This is a genomic window from Akkermansia muciniphila (assembly GCF_002884975.1).
In the GTDB taxonomy this organism is placed as follows: domain Bacteria; phylum Verrucomicrobiota; class Verrucomicrobiia; order Verrucomicrobiales; family Akkermansiaceae; genus Akkermansia; species Akkermansia muciniphila_C.
The window spans coordinates 409,565-434,154 of record NZ_PJKB01000003.1; the positions used below are offsets into that span (position 1 = coordinate 409,565).

Genomic DNA, 24,590 nt, shown 5'->3' on the forward strand with positions numbered 1-24,590 from the left:
ACGGGGGGAGGCATTTTCTCCGTTCTTCCATTTATTCCCGGGTTTTTCCGGTTCTTCATTCAACGATCATGAACGTTCTTATCATCGGCCAGGGAATCGCCGGAAGTTGCCTGGCATGGGAATTGAAACGCCGCGGCACGGATTTCACCATTACAGACCGCCCCATTGCGGAAACGGCTTCCCGTGTGGCAGCCGGGCTGGTGAATCCGCTGACAGGCCGCGCCTTCCGCCCCGGCTGGCGGCAGGAGGAGTGCCTGTCCGCCGCAGCAGATTTTTATCCGGAGACGGAACGGGAACTGGGCGGCTCCTGGTGGCAGAAGACCCCGATTTTCCGGGAACTAGAAACGGAGGACCAGCTTGAAATCTGGCAGGAGCGCCAGATGGCCCCGGAATCCAGTGCCTATGCCGGCCCCCTTTTTCCGTGGCCCGAACGGTGGGGAGGACAGGGAAAAGCCGCCTATACGCGCGGTTCCGCCGTCCTTCACGTGGAGGGCATGGTCAATGCCATGCGGCAGTTTTTCACGGAACAGGGCCGTTTTATGGAAGCGGACGTGTCCCCCGCAGACATCCAGCCGGATGAAGACGGCCTGTTCCACTGGAACGGCCGGGTTTTCTCCCATGTGGTCTGGTGCACCGGCTGGGAGGCCGGCTGCCATCCGGACATGGCCCCGCTGAAGGGGCGCCCTTCCAAGGGCACTATTCTGGATCTGGACCTGAAGGAGCTGGACTGGCACGCGGGCATCCTGCACTTTGGCCGCTGGCTGGTCTACAACGGCTCTTTCTGGCGCTTCGGCGCCACGTACGCGTGGGCGTGGGAAGCTCCCGGCATTCCGGAGGCGCCAGCCGTCCAGGAATTGATGCTGGACCTGGTGAGACGCTATTCCGGAGAGATGAATGTCATCCGCGCACGCGCCGCCGTACGCCCCATCATCCGGCGCAGCCAGCCCGTCGCCGGGCCCATTCCGGGCCTGAACGGCCAGTTCGTCTTTTCCGGGCTGGGGAGCAAGGGCGTGACCACTTCCCCGTGGTCGGCGGCCCAACTGGCGGAACATCTTGTGCACGGCGCGGAACTGCCGCCGGACCTGCTGCCTGCCGCGCTATGGAAATAATGCGGCGCGGTCCCTCCCCTTCCTTGAACGGGACGGGTATTTTCCTTGTCAAAACGCCCTGAACACGATTACATGCGGCCTTATATGCGAGCGGAGAACGAGAACTGGGGAAATACGGTACGGGAGCGTTTATTTGACCAGCGCAGCGCCGTCATGGTGCACTGGCTGATCCTGATTAATGTGGTCGTCTTCATGCTCGGGTTCTTCTTCCAGGTGGAGATTCCGCGGAATATTTACCCGCCCGGACGTCTGGACCTGATTCAGCTTTACGGGGCCTACAGCGAATATACATGCTTTCATGAAGGGGAGCTGTGGCGCCTGTTTACCTATCAGTTCCTGCATGCCAACCTGGGGCACATCCTGTTCAACATGATTGCCCTGTGGTTTTTCGGCCCGGTGGTGGAGGAACGCTTCGGCCACCTGCGCTTCCTGCTGTATTACCTGTTCTGCGGGGTGGCTGCCGCCCTGTTCTCCTCCCTACTGGGGTACATGGGATTTTTTGATCCGGAGTGGCGCTTCATTCCCATGGTAGGGGCTTCCGGTTCCATTTACGGCATTATGGCTGCGTGCGCGGTGCTTTTCCCGCATGCGCGGGTCCAGCTTCTGTTCCCTCCGGTCAATCTGAGCGTACGCCAGTTCGCGCTGGCCGTGCTGGGCGTTGCCTGCGCCGTCATTATTTTCCAGTGGAACAATGCAGGCGGTGAAGCGGGCCACCTGGGCGGCATGTTTGCCGGATTTATCCTGACCCTGCTGATCCTGTGGAAGGAAAAACTGTCCGCCTCCAGGCCGCGGGTTGTTTCCACCTCCCACCGGTCTCCGGCACACTCCGCGCGCCATTCCGCCAACAACCGCTTCCCTTCCGAGGAAGAGGTGAATGACATTATGGAAAAAATATCCCGGTCCGGCGTGTCCAGCCTGACGGAAGAGGAACGGGAAATCCTCCGGCGGGCCTCCCGGCGCTGAATGATCTGTCAGACAATTTCCTTATTTCTGTTATTTTTCTTTATTTTTTGTCATTCCCTTTTAACATGGGGAAATGATGACGCGGCTGTATTCTTCCACCGTCCTGGGCGTGGACGGCACAGAGGTGGAGGTGGAAGTGGATTTCCGCCCCATGGCGGAAAAACGCATTTTTATCGTGGGCCTGCCGGATACGGCCGTGAAGGAGAGCGGCCAGCGCGTGGATACGGCCATCCAGAACAGCGGGCTGCCTTTCCAGCAGGGCATTTTCGTCGTCAACCTGGCCCCGGCGGATTTAAGGAAGCAGGGGCCGGGCTTTGATCTTCCCATTGCTCTGGGGATGATTGCCGGAGCGGCGGATACGGAGATTGACGCTTCTTCCTGGTGCATCATGGGAGAACTGGCCCTGGACGGCGCCGTACGCCCCGTACAAGGCACCCTGCCACAGATTATGGAGGCGAGGCGCATGGGGCGGAAGCGCATCATGCTGCCCTGCGCCAATGCCCATGAGGGGGCTCCGGTGCAGGACGTGGATATTTATCCCGTCTCCTCCCTGCGGGAAGCCTGGCAGCTTCTAACCGCCGCCGCCCTGCCCGCTCCTTTCACGAGTTCCGGAGAAAAAGAACAAAGCGACGGAGAAAAGGAAATTGCCGTGGATTTTGACGAAATCAAGGGGCAATCCTACGCACGCCGCGCCATGGAGATTGCCGCGGCGGGAGGCCATAACATCCTGCTCAGCGGTTCTCCGGGATCCGGCAAATCCATGCTGGCTCAGCGGCTTCCGACCATTCTGCCCCCGCTGAGCAGGGAAGAAGCCATGGAGACCAGCAAAGTTCATTCCGTATGCGGGCTTTTGAAACGGGGGAACGGGCTGGTGGCCCGGCGCCCGTTCCGGGCTCCGCACCACACCATATCGGATGCGGGACTGATGGGTGGAGGGACAAATATCACCCCGGGGGAAGTGTCCCTGGCGCATAACGGTGTCCTGTTTCTGGATGAATTGCCGGAGTTCCGCCGCGCCGCGCTGGAAACCCTGCGGCAGCCGCTGGAATCCGGCCAGGTGGTGATTTCCCGCGCCTCCGGCACCATGACGTTTCCCTGCCGCTTTATGCTGGCGGCAGCCATGAATCCATGCCCCTGCGGGTATCTGGGTGACAGAAGGAGAACCTGCACGTGTCCCCCGGCGCAGATTGCCCGCTACCGCCGCAAGATTTCAGGGCCTCTTCTGGACCGGTTTGACCTCCTGATGGAAGTTCCCGCTGTGGATCCCTCCATCCTGGCTTCCGCGCCAGCCGGAGAATGCTCCGCCAGCATCCGGGAACGCGTGATGGCGGCACGGCGGCTCCAGGGCAGCAGATATGCCGGCACTCCATTCCGCAGCAATGCGACGCTTTCCGGAAAAGCCCTGCAAAGATACTGCCGCCTGCGGCCGGAAGGCCGGGCCATTCTGCTCCGCGCCGTGGAGGAACTGTCCCTTTCCGCCAGGGCGTATGACCGCATCCTGAAAGTGGCACGCACCATAGCGGACCTGGAGGGTAACCCGGAAATCCAGGATTCCCATTTGTATGAGGCCGTGCAATACCGGGCTTTTGAACACTCCCTCCGGGAATGAACCATTCCGGGAACGGGCAATTTCCGGAATGCCGCGTTTATGCCATGCCAAAGTGTGCCTTTTCCGAACGGGAAAAAAGAAAAGGAGACGGCTTTCAGACCGCCTCCTTCCCGATTGAAAGTTTGCCGATCACCGGTTCCGGGAACGCCGGAAGACCAGGGCTCCCAGGCCAAGCATTCCCAGAGAGGCGGTAGCCGGTTCCGGGACGATTTCATAGGATACCTGGATGTTGGAAAGCGTATAGGGAGAGGTGGCGCCGCCCGCACCGCCGCGCACCCCGGCAACCAGCTTGTATCCCTCCCCCCACGCCAGGGGGGAATCTGCCATGTCCAGGGAAACAGTCGTTGTTCTTGAAGTGGAATTAAAGGTGAAGCTCTCCACGGTGGAAAGGTCCTGGACAAGCGTTCCGGCGGAGTCGTAAACCGCCAGAACCATGACGTAGCTGGTGATAACGGAGGTGGGCGTGTCACAGGAAAAAACGATGGAGGAGACAAGATCCCCCTGCTCCGGGCCTCTCAGCACCATGGCAAAGGAGTCCCCGGCCACGCCGCTTCTGCCGCACAGGATGATGGAGCCGACGTTATCGGTGTTGCTCCAGGTTCCTTCCCCGTTCTGGGGCCAGTTGGCCAGGCTATTGTTATTGCCTCCCGCATAGACGCCAAATCCACGGCCTTTTACTTTATCCAGTAGCTGGTTTCCCGTTTGCGGCGCCATAGTCGCGGTTTGCGGCAGATTGGCTGATTCCGGCAGTTCGGCAATGACGGTAGCGGCATTGGCAGCCAGCACGCTGGCGCAACTTATTAATACAGCACAATATCTACTTTTCATAAGTTACACACCATAATAAATTTATTATGCTATGTCAATTTACAATTAAGAAGAAAAGTCTTTGAATTTTCCGCTTTTTCTGAAATCCGGCGCATCTTCTTGAGCGTGAAAGGCCGAAGCGTTTCCCGGAATGCGCCGTTGCTGGATTTTTCTTTATAACCCTATTAAAATACCTATTTTGCGTGGAATTAAGCTTTGGAATAAGGGGAAAATGAAATGAAGTTATTTTTCTGGGGAGTTTACAAAGGTTTTTACAGGAGACCGGGAGGCCCCTGCTCCAGAAAACGGTTTTTCCGCACCGGGAACATAGGCCTTCTCTTCCCGCCTGCCGGCGCTCTTTTCCGGAGGCGTTCAATACTCCATGCCATCCCGGCTTTTTCACCCGTCACCTACGCAGAACAGCCGTTCCGCGGATATTCCCGGAACGGCTGTTCGTACGAGAAGGAAAAACCGGTTTAACGGATGGCTGCCAGAGCCTGCTTGAGGTCCGCAATAATGTCTTCCGCGGCTTCCGTTCCTACGGAAAAGCGGATGAGGTCAGGCCGGACACCCGCTTCCATGAGCTGTTCATCCGTCAACTGGCGGTGCGTATGGCTGGCGGGATGGAGAACGCAGGTGCGTGAATCCGCCACATGGGTAACGATGGCGGCCAGTTTCAGGCTGTCCATGAATTTGATGGCGCGGTCACGGCCGCCTTTGATGCCGAAGGTGACTACCCCGCAGGATTGACCGTCACGGAATTGCTTCTGTGCCAGGTCATGGTACTTGTTGGACGACAGGCCCGGATAGTTGATCCAGGCCACGTCCTCCTGCCCTTGCAGGAATTCCGCCACCTTTTGCGCGTTTTCACAGTGCCGGGGAACGCGCAGGTGCAGGGTTTCCAGGCCCAGATTGAGCAGGAAGGCGTTCTGCGGGGACTGGATGGAACCCAGGTCGCGCATGAGCTGGACGGTCGCCTTGGTGATGTAGGCGCCCTTACCGAAGCTCTTGCTGTAGGAAAGCCCGTGATAGGAGGGGTCCGGCTCCGTCAGGCCCGGGAATTTGTCCCTGTGGGCTTCCCAGTCAAAGTTGCCGCTGTCCACAATGGCGCCGCCCACCGCCGTGGCATGGCCGTCCATGTACTTGGTGGTGGAGTGGGTGATGATGTCCGCGCCCCATTCAAAGGGACGGCAGTTGATGGGCGTGGCGAAGGTGTTGTCTACAATCAGGGGAACACCGTGCGCATGGGCGATGTCCGCCATTTTGCGGATGTCCAGCACGCAGAGCGTGGGGTTGGAGATGGTTTCCGCAAAGAGCACCTTTGTATTGGGACGGAAGGCTTTGGCGATTTCCTCCGCCGGGGCGTCCTGGTCCACAAAGGTGACTTCAATGCCCATCTTGCGGAAGGTAACGGCAAAAAGGTTGTACGTTCCCCCGTAAATGGAAGCGGTGCTGACGATATGGTCTCCGGCCTCGCAGATGTTGAAGACGGCAAAGAAGGAAGCAGCCTGTCCGGAAGAGGTCAGAATGGCGGCTACGCCGCCTTCCAGCTCTGCGATTTTTCTGGCAACCGCTTCATTGGTGGGGTTCTGGAGGCGCGTGTAGAAGAATCCGGCTTCTTCCAGGTCGAACAGTTTGGCCATTTGTTCGCTGGTTTCATACTTGAACGTGGTGCTCTGGTAAATGGGCAATACGCGGGGTTCTCCCTTTTTGGGGGTCCAGCCCGCCTGCACGCACAGGGTTTCCGGTCTCAGTTCCTGACTCATGATGCAGGGATGCTATGCCATGCCGCGCGCCTTGTAAAGCAGGGAAAAACGATGTATCAACCCAAAATAAATATTTGCAGTATCATTATTTTTCTTCTCTAAAAAACAATTGGTAATAATACATTCCGCGTTTTTCGTCGTATCCACGCTCAACGAACTCTTTTCCACCATGAATATTAATATCAAAATTTTTATCAAGCTTAATAACGGATAATTGTCTAACAGATTTATTTTTAATAGCTTTAATAGATGATTCGAAAAAATTATCAACTTCTATTTCCATCCTCTGCTGATAAATTTTCTTAAATTCGATGAATTGGGATACCAATTCAGGATGTTCAAAAACTTGCTTTGCAAATTTATCTATATATACAGAGTTACTTTTTAAGGCTTCAACACTTTTATTAATTAGAACAGCTTTATTTACTTTACCTTTGTCTTTTGGGAGTTGTGAAATAAAACTCTTACAGAGGAGTAACATATTCTGAGTTTGATTGTAACTATCCTTTCGCGGTCTTACATGCAAGAAATTTTCTGTCCAATATTTTGCTTCTAAATTTTTATTAGTGTTATCGACTACTGCAACTAAATATCCATTTTCTTTTTCCGTATTAAATATTATACACCCTTTATCCAGTTTATTAACATTTATTCCATTGTCACTTTCTATTTCAAATCTTTCATCTCTAGAATACACTTTTAAAAAAGTATCCTTATTCTCAGACTTAAATAATCCAATCGCATCCACTGACTCATCATTGATGATAAAATTTTTAAAATAAACTACATAAAATTCACCAGCTTTTATTTTAGGATGGATACTTTGTTGATACAGATGTTTAGCAAGATTGATCGATTGTTCATACAGAGAAGCTGGATCATCAAAGATAGCTGTAGCATAGGAATATACCTCATTTAATTCAAGCTGAGTTATATGATGGAGATTATAATACTCCTCTATCTTAAAAGAAGAAGTAAAATATTTTAACAAAAGCATTCTTACAATAGAATTTCCCAATATCAGTTCTGATTTAGATATCTTCAGTTTCTCATTATTCATTTTATTTCCAACTTCATGAACAATGATGCCGTGTATATTACATTGTATTGTGTCTATCATAACTTAACACCATAAGGTTTTTATTATATCCAATTCTTCTTCATCAGAAAGATTATACCAATTATCTCGAATGGAAAAAGGGAATTTTTCTATTCCATACCATATAACAAATATTTCAGGTTGTGTCAATAGTGGTATTTCAGAATATCTTTCCCTATTATCATCATATATATGCTGTATTTTTAATTCATGTGAATCAATAAAAATATCTATATTGCAATCAATGTCTGTTTTTTCATTTTCTGTTAAGAAAGATAAAATAATATTAATATTTTTTATAGCCCACTCTCTATCATAATCAGATTGAGCGAACTTATAAAGTTTTCCTTCCAAGCGACGAAGAAGGGCATAATTTAAATTATAATTTTGAGATTTTAGATATTCATTGACTTTATCAAATTCTTCATCAGCAAGTTCATAAAGAGAAAGCAATCGATAAATTCGATGCTTCATTTCATCTGAGAGTGTAATATCTTGTTTATAGTATAAAATATGTGCTGAATTGGCCCACGCATGTTGATTCATTGTGCGAACTTGAATTTCAAATACGAAATTCTCATCATAACTAAATAGCCGTTTTTTGATTGATACATCATAATGGTTTGATTGATAATCTAAACGATTAAAATCTATGGAATCTTTTTTCTTTTCTTCTTTTCTAATAATAAAGAAATCTTTTAAAAAAGAATCTATGATTTCCAAGTCGCATAAAAATGGACATATAATTCTAATGCCCAATCTATCTTTCACATCATCATATTCATAACATTTTTCTCTCTGTTTTTTCTGAATTTTCTTTATCAGGCTATGAATTTCCTTAGTCCGATACGTTATCTCAGGATGTAATTCTTTTTTAAATATTTCCTGTTTCAAATATACAACGACATCCTGCCCTAATTTTTCCAATTGAGGTTTCTCCTCTCTCCATCGTTGCACTATTTGACTGGTATCCACCATTATTTAACTTTCCTTATTTTAGATTTAATTTCAGCCTTACATTCTCCGGTTTTTTCATCATTTGTAAATAATACTTTATCCTCAAATGTTCCATTTCCCCCCAATAGAGATACGCCATTTTCAAATTCTATTAAAATTTTATTAATATAAGTTTTTATTAAAGCATCGTCTTTAGCATACGCAGTAAGCTCGAACTTCTTTGTTTGCAAAAATTCCCGATAGCCGTTTTTATGCTCTGTATCTATCATGTAATCATTAGCAAACTCTATCGGATTAATAATCGACTGATTCTTTTGTAAATAAGAATTTAAATCTTGAGTATATTTTGAACGTAGCAAGGAATCTGGAATTGTATTTATATATTCTTTTGTTAAATCATAAAAATTTTTTGTTGCTATTTTTGGATCCATATACGGAACACATCCCATGAAGTTCAAGAAAAAAGTATCTGTTCCATTTTTATTTTTAATATTGATTTGATAATCCATTAAATGACCGTCATAATCGATTTCAAAATTAGAACGAACCGTAAATAGCGCTACCTTAAAAACTTTTGTTTTTCTTGTCAGCATCAAATCTTTTACTTCCTCTACGTTAAATGTTTTGCTATTTGAATCCAATATTAACTGAGCACCGTTGTCTCTTTCGAGTTTTAATATTACACATACAGGAAAATCAGAAATATTTCCTTTCAATATAAGAAGTATTCCAGCAGCATTATTTCCCTGTTGTATATCATAAAGATTCCTTGCAATTTCTTTAGACTTTTCTATAAAGTCTACATCGGAATTCAGGATGGAAATTACACAAGCTGGCACAGATGGAATGAGCGTATTTTTAAAACAAACTTTAAATGCCTGATCACTTATCAAAGCTGCTTTTATTTTATCTTGAAAAAAAGTTCTCAATCCATCTGTTATAGTACTTTCATTTTCACTATAATAAGGACTTCCTATTTCATTCTTCCGGTGCTTTGGAATATCATGGATAATCAATTTATCAATGACCAACAACGAATAATCAATTCTTCTCATATTATTATCTGTCACAATTAAAATAATTTAGATTAATCCAAGATGATAGATTAATATTTTCGTATACTGGTATAAATAGTTGAAAATGTCAATAAGAAAGCGGATTTTATCAGATCTTGGAGCTCTGCATCAAATTTGCTGGTAAAAGGCTTGTCGAAGTTTTAGGAAGAGATAAGGGATATTGAATAACCCGCAGGTTTTACTCTGAATCCTTGAAATGGAAGCATTCGCTGCCTCAATTCTCCCACTGGTAATCCTGTATTTGAGAAAATTGACCACTTCATTGAAGTTTTTGGAAAGACTCTTCGCAAAACGTTTGAGAGGATTGCTCGCGCTTTCTGCCGTCATCTAAGCCAATCAATCAGACGCCATGTTCCCCTCATTAACATCCCTGGCCTTGCAGACCTCGCGAAATTGCTCCCTGAGCACATAGGCATCCCCAATCTTCCCGTTGGCAGACAAGAATTTTCAAGACATTGCCGGGATGCATTCTCTCTTTCTCGCAACAACAGTTTATCTGACTTCCGTGAGGGGAGTGGAAATTTCCTCTTCCGTCAGGTAGCAGCCGGGATCAGACCCGTACCAGTGCCCGTTGGCAAACGCGGCACGCGTGCGGAAGCCGCCGCCGCACAGGGAAAAGTGCACGCAGCGGCCGCAGCGGCCTTCAATTTTTTTCTGCCGTTCCAGGGGATCGTCGGACCCGCGCAGTTCAGGCAGCATCTCCGCCGCGGCGCCCGCCTTGGCGTCCCACAGATCGGAAAACAGGTTGGCCTTCACATTGCCCAGCGTGACGGACTGCCAGAACTGGTCCGGATGCACCACTCCCTGTGTATCAATGTTGGCAATGCCGCGGCCGGAGCTGTTCGCCCCGCCGCCGTTCCACTGGAGCAGGTTCAGCGTATCCTTGGCCAGCGGAGAACCTTCCCGGAGCTGGCGCAGCAGCAGGTAAATGCCGTCCGCGGGCTGGGTGACGGTCAGCACTTCACGGTTCTTCCCTTCCGCCTTCCATTGCTCCACGCGGGCAATCAGGGTATCCATGGCATGGCGCGCCTCTTCCTGCGTCAGGGTCTGCACCTCCACGCCGCGGCCCGTGGGGACCAGATGATAGAAACAGACGCGCTGGATGTCATTGGCGTCAATGAAGTCCAGAATCTGTTCCATGCACTGCACGTTGTTGCGGGTCAGCGTCAGGCGCAGGCCCGTCTTCTGCCCCACTTCACTGCAGAGCTTGAAACCGCGTACCGCCTGTTCAAAGGAGCCTTCCACTCCGCGGAACTTGTCATGAACGGCGCCGATGCCGTCCAGGGAAATGCCCACGTACGCCACGCCCAGTTCCTTGAACCGCGCGGCGGCTTCCGGCGTAATGCGGGTGCCGTTCGTGGAGATGGTCACTTTCAGCCCCTTCCCGGTGGCGCGTTCCAGCAGCTCCATGAAGCGCGGATGCACCAGCGGCTCCCCGCCGGAGAACAGCAGGGCGTTCACCTTGTAGTCCGCCAGATCGTCAATGACCGCGCAGCACTGGTCCCAATCCAGCTCCCCTTCAAATTTCCGGGCGGAGGCGTCCGCATAGCAATGCACGCACTTGAGGTTGCAGGTGCGCGTGATGTTCCAGACCACAATGGGCTTGCGGACGCGGGACGAAGCCGGGGCGCAGGATTCCACGGCGCCTCCCGCAGAGCGGCCGTGCCCGTGGCCCTGCCCGTATCTTAAATGGTCCGCGGGCTGTTCCGCCCCTGTCCAAAGTCTGGTAATATTAATCATGGTGTTGTGAAAGCCTGGGCTGGTAGAGGCAGAGGTTGTCTTCCGCCATCATATCTCCGTAAACGGCATAGGCGCGGGAACGGGAGCCGCCGCAAACGGTGCGGTACTCGCACCGGCCGCATTTGCCTTCCAGTGCATTGTCATCCCGGAGTTTGAGGAAAAGGGGGTGCCTGCGGTAAATTTCCCCCGGATCATCCGTCCGCACGTTTCCCGCCGTGATTGGCAGGAATCCGGAAGGCTGGATTTCCCCGGTATGGGAGATGAACATGATGCCCTTGCCGTCCCGGGTGGGAATGGCGCGGCGCGCGGGCTTGCTCCCCTGCGCGCGGGCTTCCTGAAGCGCCACGCGGCGGTAATGGTGCCCTTCCGTGGTCTTGACGCCGAAGGGGACTTCACGGCTTACCTTGCTGAGTTTTTCCCAGACGGCCTCCACTTCTTCCGCCGTGGGCATTTCATCCATGGCGGCCCGGCCCGTAGGCACCAGCAGGAACACGCTCCACATGCCCGGCTCCATCTTCTTCATCAGCTCCACAAAGTCATCAAACTCGCCCAGGGTGCTCTTGGTGATGGTGGTGTTGATTTGCAGGTGCATGCCCGCTTCCTTCGCCATTTCCGCCGCGCGCAGGGTCCGCTCATACGTGTGGGGGACGCCGCGGAAGGCGTCATGGGTGGCCTCATGCGCACCGTCCAGGCTCAGGGACATGCTTTGAACCCCGGCCTCTTTCAAGGCATGGAAGTCCGTATGCAGCAGCCGGGCTGTAGCGGCGGGGCTCAACGCTACGTGCAGCCCCTTGCCGGCGGCCGCGCGGATCAATTCCAGAATATCCGGCCTCATGACGGGGTCCCCGCCCGTCAGCACCAGCATGGGAGGGCGCAGCTCCGCCAATTGGTCAATCAGGCGCAGGGCTTCCTCATGGGTCAGTTCATCAGGGTGGGGCCGCGGCTGGGCCACGGCGCGGCAATGCTTGCACGCCAGCGCGCAAGCACGCGTCACTTCCCAGAAAACCAGAAAGGGGCGTTCATTGAGATCTGTTTCACTAAAAATCGGTCGCATTCCTCAGGACAGTCACTTTAGAACAATTATAATTTTTGACCAGTCCAAAAGAGGGGCATTCCCCCAAAAAGTTCACTTGGCCGCCTCTTCACGGATTTTCTGAACTTCCTTGGGCAGGTCGGAAAGGGAATTCAGGGCCTCCTTCAAATTCTTGGAGGCATCCGGAGAAAGCATGATGGCCGTCACATGCTTGACGATGGGCTGCATCATTTCCACAAGCTGCTGCTGCACTCCCGTCAGCTTGGCCTGCTGGTTGCGGGTGAGGGGCGGCAGGGCGGCCTGTTTCTTGGCGATGTCCAGCAGGGCGGTCCGGTAATGCCCTATCTGGTCTACGGCGGCCTTGCTGGTTTCCTCATCCTTCACCCTGGAAAGGGAATCATCCAGCTTTTTGACTTCATCCACGGTTTTTGCCAGCAGGGTTTCATGCGTGTTGCCCTCCGCATCCTTCGGGAACGGCTCCGCCTGCGCGGCCTTGTCCTGGGAAGCCTGCGCCAGTTCCGTCTGCACGGACTGCAAATCCATCAGGGCCTTCTGCAAGTCGGGCGTGAGCAGCCCTTCCTTTTTCAAGCGCGCAAGGGATTTCACCAATTCCCCGGAAATTTTCTGCACTTCCGTCATCTGGGCGGAAATCTGCGCCTGCTCCTGGGGCGTGGCGCCGGGCAGTTCCAACTGCCTTTTTCCGAGGTCCACCAGTTTTTCACGCACCTTTTTAACCGTTTTCACGGCATCCGCCGCTCCGGGGTCGTCCGTCACCTTGTCCAGCGCCGCCGTGATTTCATGCATGCTGGCAACGCTCTCCTTGGTCAGGGAAAGATGGGTGTCCTGGGCAAATGCGGGGGCCGTCATGCAGACGGCAGCGCCCAGGCCGATGAAAGCAACTGTTTTATTCATGATGGGAAAGCCTTTCCGTGCTGAGAAGATACTTCTTCTCCATTTTTCCGTCAATCTTGACGGCCGTCACAACAAGACAAACCTTCCTGACCCCTCTTCCACAAGCCGTCGGCGCCTCCGGAAAAAGCATTTTACCAGATTGCAAAGCCCCGCTTCAAGTTCGGAGCATGAGCGCTATCATCCCATTTCAATCACCGATTAGTATTAATATGGATTATTTAACCATCAGCGATCTCGTGGGTTTTAGCACAAGTACCAGCCATTTGGGACAATTTTGCGACCGCATGGCTACTTTATTACAGAACCCTGTCAGGAAAAATGTTTACCCCTGGAATTTAAACGGGGGCTGGGAAGGGTGGTTCCAAGTGGAATTCGCCTCCTATCTGAGCAGTTTTAACATTGCTTATCACCGGGAAACCGAGGTAGCTCCAAATGCCGAAGCAAGTTCTTATTTCATCCCTGATTTCTTTTTAGAGAACCGGGGTTATCAGAGCTGCATTGAAATCAAATGCTGGAGACCTGCTTCCGATGCAGACTCCTTTTTCCAGGAACTGGAGGAAGATCTTAGTAAGCTCAAGGGAAATAACGTCCATAATTGGCTCATCATAGCCGTTGCCCCGGCGCCAGTGATTGCTCGATGGGATCCGATAGGTTCATTTCCTCTCCCGGGAAATATGAGACTTTGTTATTGGTGGGATTAACAGAAATTGCCTGGGACATGAAAAAGGGCTGTCTGCTTCATTGCGGACAGCCCTTTTGAAATTTATCAGTCAGCAGATTCCGATTTAGTCGCGCTGCTGACGGGAGTACTTGTAATAGCTCTGGAAGCTGAGTTCCGCAGGGAATTCGCTCAGGCCGCCATTGGGATTGTATTCTTTAAGGCCGCTCATGCCGCAACGTCCCTGATAGGGGGGCTTGTACGTGCACTTGTAAGTGGGGGCCCAAAACGTGACCAGCTCATAAATGCCATAGCCCATACGTTCAAGCATGGTGGCGGTGCCATCAACAATGCCCACGGAAAAACCGGCATAGTCGCCTTCGCGGCTCGTCCAGTTGATCACTCCAAGAGGAATTTCCTCAACGGAATAAATGAGGTTGGCGATGGCGCGGCCCAGCTTGCGGGTGGGGGTGTATTCGGAAGCGGGAGGAGCCTGAATGTCCGCACTGGCGACACCGATGGCGCCGGCGGCAAAAAGAGCTGAGATGATGGCACGTTTCATACTGATTGTTTATATAGTACAATTTGTCGAGGAAAAGCAACTCAAAAAAACAAAAAATCAATCTAATTCCGGTCGCGGGTCCCGCGTCATGAGCTCCACAAGCGCTTCCATGGGCGGCTTGGATTCATAAAGAACGGAATACACGGCGTCTATCAGGGGCGTCCTCACCCCCAGCTTCCGCGCAATTTCATAGACGGAAAGCGTATTGGGCACCCCTTCCGCCACCATGCCCAGGGTATCCAGGATTTCCTGGAGGCTTTTCCCTTCCGCCAGCCTCCGCCCCACCGTCTGGTTGCGGGAGTGGCGGGAATAGCAGGTGACAATGAGATCGCCCACGCCGGAGAGGCCCATGAAGGTTTCCCTGCGGCCTCCGCTGGCTACGCCGATGCGCGTCATTTCCGCCAGGCCGCGGGTCAGCAGGGCGGCCTGGGCGTTATCCCCCAGCTTCAGCCCCTCGCACAGTCCGGCGCCGATGGCGAAGACGTTCTTGATGGTTCCCCCCAGCTGCATCCCGATGATGTCCGTGGCGGAGTATACGCGGAAGGTTTTGGAAACGAAAATTTGCTGCACCCAGTCCGCATACTTGGGGTTCTCAAAACCGATCAGGGAGGCGGACGGAAGACCCAGGCAGATGTCTTCCGCATGGTTGGGGCCGGAAAGCACGCCTATGGGATTGGAGGGCAGATATTCCTGAAGGATTTCCGTCATTCTTTTATGGGTGCCCTGTTCAATGCCCTTGGTGCAGGAGACGATGACGGCGTCCGGCCGCACCGGCAGGCCGCGCAGCCGCTGCGCCACGGAACGCATGGCTACGGAAGGCACCACCACTACGATGAGTTCCGCATCCTTCACCTGGTCCAGATCGCATGTGGGGTGGATGTTGGGAGCCAGGGGCGCGGCCGTCTCGGACAGGACCGGGCTGCGCCTCGTTTCCGCAAGCTGCCGGGCCTGCGCTTCTTCCGGCGTCCACAGGACGACTTCACATTCCCGGGTGGCCAGAACCATGGACAGGGCCGTACCCCAGGAACCGGCGCCAATGACTGCTATTTTATGTAACCGATTCATCATGTTACTTGGACTTTTTGGAATAGAAGGAGTGCTCCGTTCCGTTGAGAAGCCTCACGATATTGGAACGGTGCTTGAGAATGACCAGCGCCCCCACCACCGTGAAAAAGGCAACGTAAAGTATCTGGGGAGAAACGGCCCCATCCCGGCAAAGCGGATAGAACCACCATCCGGCGGCGATCATCGCCACGGCGGCCACCAGGCTGGCCAGCGACACGATGCCGGAGATTACCATGAATACCAGCCACGCGCCCAGGGCCACGCAGGCCACCACCGGATTAAGGGCAAATAAGACGCCCGCCGTTGTCGCCACGCCCTTTCCTCCCTTGAACCCAAGAAAACAGGTATAGGTATGGCCGAGCACCACGGCGAAACAGACGAGGACGACCACGGCGTTGAAGTCCCACCCGCCCGCATCCCCCGTCAGGAACGGCAGCCAGTTCAGGGCGCCGAACACGGGCACGAATCCCTTCAAAAAGTCCAGGATGAAAACGGAGAGGCCCCACTTCCAGCCCAGCACGCGCCATGCATTGGTAGCGCCTATGTTGCAGGACCCCTGCTGCCTCAGGTCAAGACCCCTGACCCTGCCGGCAAGGTAGCCGAACGGAACCGCTCCAACCAGGTAGGAGGCTGCAATATAGAGAACTATCCAGGCAATCATGTCGTGCGGAGGGTATTCTACCCCCCAGCCAGTCAAATGACAATGGGGAAATCATCTCCCGCACAGTTCTTCCCGGCTCCGGCATGCTCCGGAAGTGCCGTCTTTATTTACCTTCAGTCCCCGGCTTCCGCATTACGGCGGCCCAGACGGAGGCATTGTCCTGCTGGGGCTCCAGCATGTCCTTCACCTGCTCCATGATGGTTGCCGCCAGCTCCCGGCTGGAACAGTCACGGGCTTTCTGAAGGGCCAGGAAGGAAGGCTCCCTCAGCAGCTCGCACCAGACCTGCAGGCCGTCCGAACAGGCCAGCACCGCATCCCCGGGGTGCAGGAGCAGGGGAACGGCGCTGATGTCCACCAGTTCCATGGGGCCGCCCATGACGGCGGAACGGAGCACGCAGCGCTGGCGCAGGGCGCCCTGGAGGGACATTTCCCCCTTCCGGTAAAGGCAATCCGCAATCGGCCTCATGGAGTGGTCTTCATTCAGGCGGTCCATGCGGAAGCTGTCCGCTCCGCTCCACAGGTAGAGGGGGGAGTCCCCCACGCTGATCCACCACAGGGAATGGCCGCGGATGAAGACGGCCAGCAGGGTGGTTCCGGATTCCTCCGGTTCCTTCTGGATGGAGGCCAGCGCACGGTTGGCGGCATGCAGGGCGTCCGTCAGCCGTTCCGGAATATCCTCCACCATGCTTTCTGCAAAAGCCCGGGCAAATTCCTCCGCCACCACGCAGGAAGCGCAGTCCCCGCGGAGATGGCCCCCCATGCCGTCGCACACAATCCCCAGCATCCCGCCGGCGGCGGGAAGGCTTTTAACCACGTCTTCCTGCTCACGGCGTTTGCCGATCCATTGGGCGGAAGCGCAGTCCAGGGTATCCGGGGTGCGGGGAGCCATGCGGCCAGGGGAGGGTAATTAACTGTCTTTGCGCTTCAGTTGCGGGAACAGCAGGACGTCTCGGATGGAGGAGGCGCCCGTCAGCATCATGATGACGCGGTCAATGCCGATGCCGATGCCGCCTGCGGAAGGCATGCCGTATTCCAGCGTTTCAATGAAGTCGTAATCCACGCGCTGGGTTTCTCCGGCGGCCTGGTGTTCCAGGCGTTCCTTCTGCACGTCCGGATCGTTCAGTTCCGAGTAACCGGGGGAAATTTCCTGCCCGTTGATCACCAGTTCATAAACGTCCACCACGTCCGGGTTTTCCCGGTTCAGCTTGGCGAGGGGAACCAAGTCCTTGGCCACGTGAGTGACAAAGCAGGGGTTCATGGTCTTTTCCTCCACCAGCTTTTCATAAACCTGCTGGGAGACGTCCACATCCTTCATATCCGGGCTGATTTCCACGTCCAGCTCTTCACAGCGGGCGCGGCGTTCTTCCGGAGAAATGTCAAACCAGTCCTGCCCGGCCACGCCGCGGATCAGGTCCTGATAGTCGGCGCGCTTCCAGGGGCGGGTGAGGTCGATCGTGTAGAGCACGTTGCCTTCCGCGTCCTTGTGGTCAATCTGGAGGCCACCGCAGAATTTTTCCGCCAGATGGCAGATGAGTTCTTCCACCATGTTCGCCATGGTTTCAAAATCCCCGCAGGCGCAGTAGGCCTCCAGCATCGTGAATTCCGGGTTGTGGCGGCGGTCGATGCCTTCATTGCGGAAGCTGCGGTTGAGTTCAAAAATCTTGGTGAAGCCGCCCACCATCAGGCGCTTGAGGAAGAGTTCCGGAGCAATGCGGAGCGTCAGCGGCATGTCCAGCGCGTTATGGTAGGTTTCAAACGGCTTGGCGGCCGCGCCCCCGGCCACGTCCTGAAGCATGGGGGTTTCCACTTCCAGATAGCCGCGGTCCTGGAGAAAGCGGCGCATCTCCGCAATCATGAGGGAGCGCGTGACGAACAGGGCCGCGCTTTCCTCATTGGCAATGAGGTCCAGATGACGCTTGCGGTACGTAACTTCCTTGTCCGCCAGGCCATGCCACTTGTCCGGCAGCGGGCGCAGGCTCTTGGAAAGAATGGTCAGGCCGGAAACCTTCACGGTGGGTTCCCCGGTGCGGGTCAGGAACGTAGTTCCCTTAATGCCGATCCAGTCCCCGCGGTCCAGAAGCTTCCACAGCTTCCAGGTGGTTTCATCCACTTCATTCTTGTGCAGGAACCCCTGGATTTTGCCGCGCACGTCCCCGATGACGAAAAACTGGGATTTGCCCATGTCTCGAATGGCCAGCAGGCGGCCGGCCACAGCCTCCTGTTTGTCTTCCTTGAAATCGGCTTTCAATCCGGCGGGGGTGTTGGTCACGTCAAATCTTGCGCCGTAGGGGTCGATTCCCAGCTCACGGATCTTGGCGAGCTTGTCGCGGCGCACGGCAATGAGTTCGGATTCCGTCGTATTCGGATGTGCCTGCTGTTGTTCGGACATAGTGCGGGGATTTTAAAGGCTTGCCTCCGTTTTGGCTAGTGCATTGTCAGGCAGGGGAACATTTTTGGCCGGAAGCTTTGAAGCGGGATGCATTCGCCTCCCCTTTCCGGGGCATCGGGGCGGATGCCCGCCAACACCCCCTCCGGACGGCGCCGGGAGAACCACGCAAGGGACGATATTCAAGGGATTTGGAGGGAAACTGGTCTTATTATTAAAAAACAGTCAACAAAACCCCGCATACGCATAATTGCTTTTACCTTTGGCGCCAGACATGTTATAACTACCTCCGTTAAGGCGCACCTTATTTATCAATTATATACTATCCGTGCAGACTTATGAGTGATCAGACAACCGTAACTTACAGCACGATTGACGCTAACGAAGCCGTAGCCTCCGTAGCCTATCGTTTTTCTGAAGTCATTGCCATTTACCCCATTACACCGTCCTCTCCCATGGGTGAATCAGCTGAAAGCTGGTCCGCTGTGAACCGGAAGAACCTGTGGGGCACCGTTCCTTCCGTGGTGGAAATGCAGAGTGAAGGCGGCGCCGCAGGCGCAGTCCACGGCGCTCTCCAGACCGGAGCCATGGCAACCACCTTCACCGCATCCCAGGGCCTCCTGCTGATGATCCCGAACATGTTCAAGATCGCAGGGGAACTGACTCCGGCCGTGTTCCATGTGGCCGCCCGCTCCCTGGCCTACCAGGGCCTCTCCATTTTCGGCGACCACAGCGACGTGATGAGCGCCCGCTCCTGCGGCTGGGCCATGCTGTGCGGCTCCTCCACGCAGGAGGCCGCGGACTTTGCCGCCATTTCCCATGCCGCTACGCTGGAATCCCGCGTTCCGTTCATGAACTTCTTTGACGGCTTCCGCACGTCCCATGAAATCGGCAAGATTGCAGACATCACGGACGATACGCTGAACGGCATGATCAAGCAGGAATGGGTGGACTCCTTCCGCGAACGCGCCCTGACGCCTGACGCTCCCGTGCTGCGCGGCACCGCCCAGAACCCGGACGTTTACTTCCAGGGCCGTGAAACGGTCAACCAGTTCTATGAAGCCACCCCCGCCATCGTGCAGAAGGCCATGGACAGGTTTGCGGACCTCACGGGCCGTTCCTACCATCTGGTGGACTACTCCGGCGCCCCGGACGCTGAACGCGTGATCATCCTGATGGGTTCCGGCGCTGAAGCCGTGGAAGAAACGGTGGAAGCCATGATTGCCCGTGAAAACGCCAAGGTGGGCGTGCTCAAGGTGCGCCTGTTCCGCCCCTTCCCCGCCGCGGAACTGATCAAGGCCCTTCCCTCCACGGTCAGGAAGATCGCCGTGCTGGACCGCACCAAGGAACCCGGCTCCCAGGGTGAACCGCTCCATCAGGACGTCATCCAGGCCCTCTTTGACGCCCAGGGCTCCGGCACGCTTTCCTTCACCAACGGCATGCCCAAGGTGGTAGGCGGCCGCTACGGCCTCTCCTCCAAGGAATTCACTCCCGCCATGGTCAAGGGCATCTATGACAGCCTGGAACAGGACGCTCCCAAGAATCACTTCACCATCGGCATCAACGACGACGTGCTGGGCACCAGCATCCCGTACGATGAAGATTATTCCACGGAAGCGGACGACGTGACGCGCGCCATGTTCTTCGGCCTCGGTTCCGACGGCACCGTGGGCGCCAACAAGGACGCCATCAAGATCATCGGCCAGCACACGGACCTGTATGTGCAGGGCTACTTCGTGTACGACTCCAAGAAGGCCGGTTCCTCCACCATCTCCCACCTGCGCTTCGGCCCGCGCCCGATCAAGTCCACGTACCTGATCACCAAGGCCAACTTCCTGGCGCTGCACCAGCCCACGCTGCTGAACCTGTTTGACTTCCTGAAGAACGCCGCCAACGGCGCCACCTTCCTGATGAACAGCCCGCACCCCGCGGACAAGCTGTGGGACACGCTGCCCGCACGCATGCAGCAGCAGATTCTGGACAAGAACCTCAAGCTTTATACGATTGACGCCTTCTCCGTGGCCCGCAAGACGGGCATGGGCGGCCGCATCAACATGATCATGCAGACCTGCTTCTTCAAGCTGGCCGGCGTGATTCCCGCTGACGAAGCCATCGGCTACATCAAGAAGGCCATTGCCAAGACCTACGCCAAGAAGGGCCAGGAAGTGGTGGACAAGAACATCGCCGCCGTGGACGCCACGCTGGAAAACCTCCACCAGGTGGACACCACCGGCAAGACCATCACCGGCCATGCCATTCCGCCCGTCATGTCCGCTGACGCTCCGGATTACGTCCAGAACGTCCTCGGCAAGATGATGTGCGGTGAAGGGGACAGCATCCCCGTCAGCCAGATGCCTGTGGACGGCACGTTCCCGAACGGCACTTCCCAGTATGAAAAGCGCAACCTGGCGCTGGACCTGCCGGAATGGGATCCCGCCATCTGCATCCAGTGCGGCAAGTGCACGGCCGTTTGCCCGCACGCCGCCATCCGCAGCAAATTCTTTGCCCCGGACGCCCTCTCCAGCGCGCCCGCAAGCTTTGAGTCCCTGGATGCCAAGCATCCGGACTGGAAGGGTGAAAAATTCGTTATCCAGGTCTCCCCGAACGACTGCACGGGCTGCACGCTCTGCTCCGACGTCTGCCCGGCCAAGAGCAAGACGGACCCGACCCACAAGGCCCTGACCATGGTTCCCGCCGAGAAGATTCATGACAAGGAGGAAGCCAACTGGGACTTCTTTATGAGCCTTCCGGACGTGGACCGCACCAAGGTGAAGACGGACAACATCCGTTCCATGCAGGTGCTGCGCCCGCTGTTCGAATTCTCCGGCGCCTGCGCCGGCTGCGGTGAAACCCCGTACGTGAAGATGCTCTCCCAGCTCTTCGGCAACCGCCTGGTGGTCGCCAACGCCACGGGCTGCTCCTCCATCTACGGCGGCAACCTGCCCACCACCCCGTGGTCCCATGATGCGGAAGGACGCGGACCGGCCTGGTCCAACTCCCTCTTTGAAGACAACGCCGAATTCGGCCTTGGCTTCCGCGTCTCCCTGGACAAGCAGATGGAACACGCCATCGAACTTCTCCGCGATGCCGCCGGAATCGTGGGCCAGGAGCTGGTTGACCAGATCCTGACCAACCCGCAGAAGGATGAAGCGGACATTGAGCAGCAGCGTGAAAACGTTGCCGAACTCAAGAAGAGAATCACCGGCAAGCCGGAGTGCGCACGCCTCCTGACCATGGCGGACAAGCTCGTCCGCAAGAGCGTCTGGATTCTTGGCGGCGACGGCTGGGCCTACGACATCGGCTACGGCGGCCTGGACCACATCCTTGCCAGCGGCAAGAACGTGAAGGTGCTGGTCATGGATACGGAAGTGTACTCCAACACCGGCGGCCAGTGCTCCAAGTCCACCCCGCGCGCTGCCGTGGCCAAGTTCGCCACAACCGGCAAGCCCGGCGTGAAGAAGGACCTGGGCCTCATGGCTATGACCTACGGCAATGTGTACGTGGCCTCCGTCGCCCTCGGCGCGAAGGACGAGCACACGCTGAAGGCCTTCGTGGAAGCGGAAGCTTATGACGGTCCCGCCATTATCATCGCCTACTCCCACTGCATTTCCCACGGCATCAACATGGCCAAGGGTCTGCAGCAGCAGAAGGCATGGGTGGATACCGGCCGCATCCTGCTCTACCGCTACAATCCGGATCTGGCCCTCCAGGGCAAGAGCCCGCTGATCGTGGAAGGCAAGGGACCGAAGGGCGACCTGCGCGACGTGCTGCTCAGCGAAAACCGCTTCAAGCTTCTGGCCAAGACCAACAAGGAAGGCTTTGAAAAACTCCTTGAAGAAGCCCAGAAGGACGTCTGGCACCGCTGGAACCTGTACCAGAGCATTGCCAACATGGGCGCCGACAAGCCCGCGGAATAAGGCGTACAGCCGCTGAATTTCAACGCCCCTGCACGGTTCGTCCGGCAGGGGCGTTTTTATTCATTCAACAGGGATGGAAGGCCGCCCTGCACGCACCGGATACGAGCGCCTTCCACGCAGGTTCACGGAACCCTTTTCTTCCACAGCTTCAATCCCCGCGGCATGCCCGGCTACAAGGCCCGCGCAGGCCGCCAGGCACCCCAGCGCGTCCATCCACAGCCACCCGTCCCTCCACTCCCGGAACAGCAGCAGGTGCACCGCCTGCCCCACGGTAACAGCCGCGAGAACCCATACCCAAAAGTACCCGAAGCTCCATGACCCGCGGAACAGCAGAAACCTTTTCAGGGAAGGTTTTTCGCATCTGCTGCCTTTCCACGGATTCCCGCACTGGAGGAAAATCATCACCAGCTGGAAACAGAAGCACCCCGCAAACAGCAGGGAATCCATGATCAAATACCCCTTCGCGGAAAAGCAATGAGCCGTGTCCGGCTCCATCCCGGGAACGATGGACGACAACAAAAACAACGCAAGCAAAACAATATTTCCGTACATGGGATTTGTCTGAATATATCAAGTATAGGTACGGATTTTCCTCCCGACAAGGAATAAACCAACCCCCTCATGCTATCCGCCGGGAAGAAAAACGGTCTCAGGCATCCCCTTCCGCTGGCACGGCATGCAGGCAGGCCGCAACAGGAAAAAAACCGGGAGCAGCCCCCCGGAACAGGGATGCTGCCCAGGATTCCCGGAAATGGTACACACCGGAGGAAGAACATACCATTCTGGATACCGTATCCGGGAAGTTCATCACATCGGCATGAAGCGGGTACCGACATCCAGATAGACCAGCTTATCCGCAGCGGATAACGTGCGCTCTCTCCGGACTATCGTATCCCCTTCTTTCAGATTCTTTTCACCCTCCGGAGTACGCACGGCGGCATGGCCCCTGATGATGTAAAATACTTCTTCATTTACTTCATGATAACGGTGGCCGCAGGCAAACTGCACCGGTTGCACTGCCACGAACCCGGGCGCGCATTTGCGCTTCATGGAAGAAAATGGCCTGCTTACGTGGAAAGTGCATGCGGAAGTACCTCTTAACTCTGTGCGCGGAATGTACCCATTCTGGCCCCATGTCCCCGCTGGGGAAAGCCTATCAGCAAATAAACACGCCAAGCCCGCAGATCAAGGACATTCCTATTTTACGGTTCTCCCCCGCCCATGGGACTGCCTGGCGGCGTTTTATCATCTTTCAATGCGGTTTCAGCCGGAGATTGGAATAAGGGACAATTTTTTACCCCTTGGGGATTCTTCACGTTAAGAAGCGCATCCATAGCCTGCACGGCTTCTTTCTGATTCCATTTCCGGGATTGCTCAAGGGCAGGACCGGAAATTTTCCTCCATTCTTTTTCCGCCTCTTTTAAAGAAACCGCCTTAAAACATTTCCACTGGGGAGCATCCCGTGTAAGAAGTTCAAAGAGGGACACAACCCAAACCGTTTCAGAGGGCATGTCCTCTGCCAATTTTTCCTGTTCAGGTGATGCAGGCGATTTTGCCTTTTCTTTTACTATTGTTTCAAACGGGTCTTCACCCTCGGTTTCCTGGGAAAGAGGCACCCGGCGGCTGCCTGGGGAAAGGGAGCATGTTTCCTTAATGACGCCCGTATTTACATAAACGCTTTCCGTCTGCTCCATGCCGCTTTTCCAGCGGGTTCCGTCCTTGGGATCGGCCTCTTCACAACCGCTCCATTCCACTACCCTGCCATACTGTTCCGTCAGTTCCCATTGCTTCCATCCATAGGTAAAGCGATACCTGTTAACATACCTGTCAGGACAAAAATAATAAGCTTCTTCACCACGAAAAACACTACCGATTTTCTTCCCGTGCAGGCAAAAGGAAGGAACCGTATAAAGATAAGAGTTATCCGCATTGCAGATAAACCTTACATGTTCATCCTGCGGGGGAGGAGTTCCAGCTATTTCAGGGTTCCGGTACAGGAAAATTCTTTCTTTTCCATGGTCTCCCACAAGATCAATTTCCTGCATAAAAACAAGGCCGCCGTTGGGGCCGTCTGAATTCTTTAATGCAGGATTCCAGCCCGTCCATGATTCAATAAGATCGCCCTGTCCGGAAACCTGTTTGCGAATATTCCACTGGAGAAAAGAAGGAAGCTGGGAAAAATGAAGGGAAAAAACAGGCGGCTGCTCTGCCGCCTTTAACAAGGCGGCAGAGCAGCATAAAAAGCATAATCCTGTGATTAAAGCATTCAT

General features: G+C 54.5%; 22 protein-coding genes. 5 read left to right on the plus strand and 17 right to left on the minus strand.

Annotated elements, in window-relative coordinates; genetic code table 11:
- Window positions 1-68: 68 nt before the first annotated feature.
- From CXU21_RS11625 to CXU21_RS11635, 3 genes are all read left to right on the plus strand, one after another.
- Window positions 69-1,109, plus strand: a complete 1,041-nt coding sequence (locus CXU21_RS11625) for an NAD(P)/FAD-dependent oxidoreductase (protein WP_102726131.1) — start codon at window positions 69-71, stop codon at window positions 1,107-1,109.
- 84 nt (window positions 1,110-1,193) lie between these two features.
- The gene (locus CXU21_RS11630; protein WP_180972799.1) at window positions 1,194-2,072 is read left to right on the plus strand and encodes a rhomboid family intramembrane serine protease; all 879 of its coding nucleotides are present in this window, start codon (window positions 1,194-1,196) and stop codon (window positions 2,070-2,072) included.
- Between the two features lie 73 nt (window positions 2,073-2,145).
- Complete coding sequence (locus tag CXU21_RS11635; protein ID WP_102726133.1) at window positions 2,146-3,681, plus strand: YifB family Mg chelatase-like AAA ATPase; 1,536 nt, start codon at window positions 2,146-2,148, stop codon at window positions 3,679-3,681.
- Window positions 3,682-3,810: 129 nt separating this feature from the next.
- On the opposite strand, the gene CXU21_RS11640 is transcribed toward CXU21_RS11635, so the two are convergent.
- The 9 genes from CXU21_RS11640 to CXU21_RS11685 all read right to left on the minus strand — a co-directional run bounded on the left by CXU21_RS11640 (window position 3,811) and on the right by CXU21_RS11685 (window position 13,071).
- Window positions 3,811-4,509: a PEP-CTERM sorting domain-containing protein gene (locus CXU21_RS11640; protein WP_102726134.1), complete on the minus strand. Its 699-nt coding sequence runs from the start codon at window positions 4,507-4,509 to the stop codon at window positions 3,811-3,813.
- A 455-nt stretch (window positions 4,510-4,964) separates the two neighbouring features.
- The gene (locus tag CXU21_RS11650; RefSeq protein WP_102726136.1) at window positions 4,965-6,254 is read right to left on the minus strand and encodes an O-acetylhomoserine aminocarboxypropyltransferase/cysteine synthase family protein; all 1,290 of its coding nucleotides are present in this window, start codon (window positions 6,252-6,254) and stop codon (window positions 4,965-4,967) included.
- Between the two features lie 85 nt (window positions 6,255-6,339).
- A complete protein-coding gene (locus tag CXU21_RS11655) occupies window positions 6,340-7,374 on the minus strand; it encodes a nucleoid-associated protein (RefSeq protein WP_102726137.1) in 1,035 nt (344 codons plus the stop codon).
- 3 nt (window positions 7,375-7,377) lie between these two features.
- The gene (locus tag CXU21_RS11660; protein ID WP_102726138.1) at window positions 7,378-8,331 is read right to left on the minus strand and encodes a GTP pyrophosphokinase; all 954 of its coding nucleotides are present in this window, start codon (window positions 8,329-8,331) and stop codon (window positions 7,378-7,380) included.
- Window positions 8,331-9,380 (minus strand): nucleoid-associated protein, encoded by a 1,050-nt coding sequence (locus CXU21_RS11665; protein ID WP_180972800.1) that lies wholly within the window; start codon window positions 9,378-9,380, stop codon window positions 8,331-8,333. The genes CXU21_RS11660 and CXU21_RS11665 overlap by 1 nt, the downstream gene beginning before the upstream one ends.
- A 114-nt stretch (window positions 9,381-9,494) precedes the next feature.
- Window positions 9,495-9,713 (minus strand): transposase, encoded by a 219-nt coding sequence (locus CXU21_RS12685; protein ID WP_102726140.1) that lies wholly within the window; start codon window positions 9,711-9,713, stop codon window positions 9,495-9,497.
- Window positions 9,714-9,878: 165 nt separating this feature from the next.
- Window positions 9,879-11,126: a radical SAM protein gene (locus tag CXU21_RS11675; RefSeq protein ID WP_102726141.1), complete on the minus strand. Its 1,248-nt coding sequence runs from the start codon at window positions 11,124-11,126 to the stop codon at window positions 9,879-9,881.
- The gene (locus CXU21_RS11680; RefSeq protein ID WP_102726142.1) at window positions 11,119-12,180 is read right to left on the minus strand and encodes a radical SAM protein; all 1,062 of its coding nucleotides are present in this window, start codon (window positions 12,178-12,180) and stop codon (window positions 11,119-11,121) included. The genes CXU21_RS11675 and CXU21_RS11680 overlap by 8 nt, the downstream gene beginning before the upstream one ends.
- 72 nt (window positions 12,181-12,252) lie before the next feature.
- On the minus strand, window positions 12,253-13,071 hold the full coding sequence (locus CXU21_RS11685; protein ID WP_102726143.1) for a hypothetical protein: 819 nt from the start codon (window positions 13,069-13,071) through the stop codon (window positions 12,253-12,255).
- A gap of 167 nt (window positions 13,072-13,238) precedes the next feature.
- Here CXU21_RS11685 and CXU21_RS11690 point away from each other — a divergent pair, with 167 nt between their 5' ends.
- Window positions 13,239-13,772 carry a hypothetical protein gene (locus CXU21_RS11690; RefSeq protein WP_102726144.1) on the plus strand — a complete coding sequence of 178 codons (534 nt, stop codon included), beginning with the start codon at window positions 13,239-13,241 and terminating at the stop codon, window positions 13,770-13,772.
- An 84-nt stretch (window positions 13,773-13,856) separates the two neighbouring features.
- Here CXU21_RS11690 and CXU21_RS11695 read toward each other — a convergent pair whose 3' ends face one another.
- The 5 genes from CXU21_RS11695 to lysS form a co-directional block, all read right to left on the minus strand.
- Window positions 13,857-14,291 carry an exosortase system-associated protein, TIGR04073 family gene (locus CXU21_RS11695; RefSeq protein WP_102712942.1) on the minus strand — a complete coding sequence of 145 codons (435 nt, stop codon included), beginning with the start codon at window positions 14,289-14,291 and terminating at the stop codon, window positions 13,857-13,859.
- 57 nt (window positions 14,292-14,348) lie between these two features.
- Complete coding sequence (locus CXU21_RS11700) at window positions 14,349-15,359, minus strand: NAD(P)H-dependent glycerol-3-phosphate dehydrogenase (protein WP_102712944.1); 1,011 nt, start codon at window positions 15,357-15,359, stop codon at window positions 14,349-14,351.
- 1 nt (window position 15,360) lies between these two features.
- A complete protein-coding gene (gene plsY, locus CXU21_RS11705; RefSeq protein WP_102726197.1) occupies window positions 15,361-16,017 on the minus strand; it encodes a glycerol-3-phosphate 1-O-acyltransferase PlsY in 657 nt (218 codons plus the stop codon).
- A 103-nt stretch (window positions 16,018-16,120) separates the two neighbouring features.
- Entirely contained in the window at window positions 16,121-16,906 is a 786-nt protein-coding gene (locus CXU21_RS11710) for a PP2C family protein-serine/threonine phosphatase (protein WP_102726145.1), read from the minus strand.
- Window positions 16,907-16,924: 18 nt separating this feature from the next.
- Window positions 16,925-18,406: a lysine--tRNA ligase gene (gene lysS, locus CXU21_RS11715; RefSeq protein WP_102712948.1), complete on the minus strand. Its 1,482-nt coding sequence runs from the start codon at window positions 18,404-18,406 to the stop codon at window positions 16,925-16,927.
- A gap of 335 nt (window positions 18,407-18,741) precedes the next feature.
- Between lysS and nifJ the strand changes: the two genes are divergently transcribed.
- On the plus strand, window positions 18,742-22,320 hold the full coding sequence (gene nifJ, locus CXU21_RS11720) for a pyruvate:ferredoxin (flavodoxin) oxidoreductase (RefSeq protein ID WP_102726146.1): 3,579 nt from the start codon (window positions 18,742-18,744) through the stop codon (window positions 22,318-22,320).
- A 60-nt stretch (window positions 22,321-22,380) separates the two neighbouring features.
- On the opposite strand, the gene CXU21_RS11725 is transcribed toward nifJ, so the two are convergent.
- The 3 genes from CXU21_RS11725 to CXU21_RS12260 form a co-directional block, all read right to left on the minus strand.
- Window positions 22,381-22,767, minus strand: a complete 387-nt coding sequence (locus CXU21_RS11725; RefSeq protein ID WP_146017077.1) for a hypothetical protein — start codon at window positions 22,765-22,767, stop codon at window positions 22,381-22,383.
- A gap of 360 nt (window positions 22,768-23,127) precedes the next feature.
- On the minus strand, window positions 23,128-23,343 hold the full coding sequence (locus tag CXU21_RS11730) for a hypothetical protein (protein WP_146017078.1): 216 nt from the start codon (window positions 23,341-23,343) through the stop codon (window positions 23,128-23,130).
- Window positions 23,344-23,522: 179 nt separating this feature from the next.
- Complete coding sequence (locus tag CXU21_RS12260; protein ID WP_146017079.1) at window positions 23,523-24,590, minus strand: hypothetical protein; 1,068 nt, start codon at window positions 24,588-24,590, stop codon at window positions 23,523-23,525.

Bases quoted from the DNA above. Each gene is read 5' to 3' on its own strand.
- CXU21_RS11625 (WP_102726131.1), top strand. From the start codon at position 69: ATGAACGTTCTTATCATCGGCCAGGGAATCGCCGGAAGTTGCCTGGCA.
- CXU21_RS11630 (WP_180972799.1), top strand. From the start codon at position 1,194: ATGCGAGCGGAGAACGAGAACTGGGGAAATACGGTACGGGAGCGTTTA.
- CXU21_RS11635 (WP_102726133.1), top strand. From the start codon at position 2,146: ATGATGACGCGGCTGTATTCTTCCACCGTCCTGGGCGTGGACGGCACA.
- CXU21_RS11640 (WP_102726134.1), bottom strand. From the start codon at position 4,509: ATGAAAAGTAGATATTGTGCTGTATTAATAAGTTGCGCCAGCGTGCTG.
- CXU21_RS11650 (WP_102726136.1), bottom strand. From the start codon at position 6,254: ATGAGTCAGGAACTGAGACCGGAAACCCTGTGCGTGCAGGCGGGCTGG.
- CXU21_RS11655 (WP_102726137.1), bottom strand. From the start codon at position 7,374: ATGATAGACACAATACAATGTAATATACACGGCATCATTGTTCATGAA.
- CXU21_RS11660 (WP_102726138.1), bottom strand. From the start codon at position 8,331: ATGGTGGATACCAGTCAAATAGTGCAACGATGGAGAGAGGAGAAACCT.
- CXU21_RS12685 (WP_102726140.1), bottom strand. From the start codon at position 9,713: ATGACGGCAGAAAGCGCGAGCAATCCTCTCAAACGTTTTGCGAAGAGT.
- CXU21_RS11675 (WP_102726141.1), bottom strand. From the start codon at position 11,126: ATGATTAATATTACCAGACTTTGGACAGGGGCGGAACAGCCCGCGGAC.
- CXU21_RS11680 (WP_102726142.1), bottom strand. From the start codon at position 12,180: ATGCGACCGATTTTTAGTGAAACAGATCTCAATGAACGCCCCTTTCTG.
- CXU21_RS11685 (WP_102726143.1), bottom strand. From the start codon at position 13,071: ATGAATAAAACAGTTGCTTTCATCGGCCTGGGCGCTGCCGTCTGCATG.
- CXU21_RS11690 (WP_102726144.1), top strand. From the start codon at position 13,239: ATGAGCGCTATCATCCCATTTCAATCACCGATTAGTATTAATATGGAT.
- CXU21_RS11695 (WP_102712942.1), bottom strand. From the start codon at position 14,291: ATGAAACGTGCCATCATCTCAGCTCTTTTTGCCGCCGGCGCCATCGGT.
- CXU21_RS11700 (WP_102712944.1), bottom strand. From the start codon at position 15,359: ATGATGAATCGGTTACATAAAATAGCAGTCATTGGCGCCGGTTCCTGG.
- plsY (WP_102726197.1), bottom strand. From the start codon at position 16,017: ATGATTGCCTGGATAGTTCTCTATATTGCAGCCTCCTACCTGGTTGGA.
- CXU21_RS11710 (WP_102726145.1), bottom strand. From the start codon at position 16,906: ATGGCTCCCCGCACCCCGGATACCCTGGACTGCGCTTCCGCCCAATGG.
- lysS (WP_102712948.1), bottom strand. From the start codon at position 18,406: ATGTCCGAACAACAGCAGGCACATCCGAATACGACGGAATCCGAACTC.
- nifJ (WP_102726146.1), top strand. From the start codon at position 18,742: ATGAGTGATCAGACAACCGTAACTTACAGCACGATTGACGCTAACGAA.
- CXU21_RS11725 (WP_146017077.1), bottom strand. From the start codon at position 22,767: ATGGATTCCCTGCTGTTTGCGGGGTGCTTCTGTTTCCAGCTGGTGATG.
- CXU21_RS12260 (WP_146017079.1), bottom strand. From the start codon at position 24,590: ATGAATGCTTTAATCACAGGATTATGCTTTTTATGCTGCTCTGCCGCC.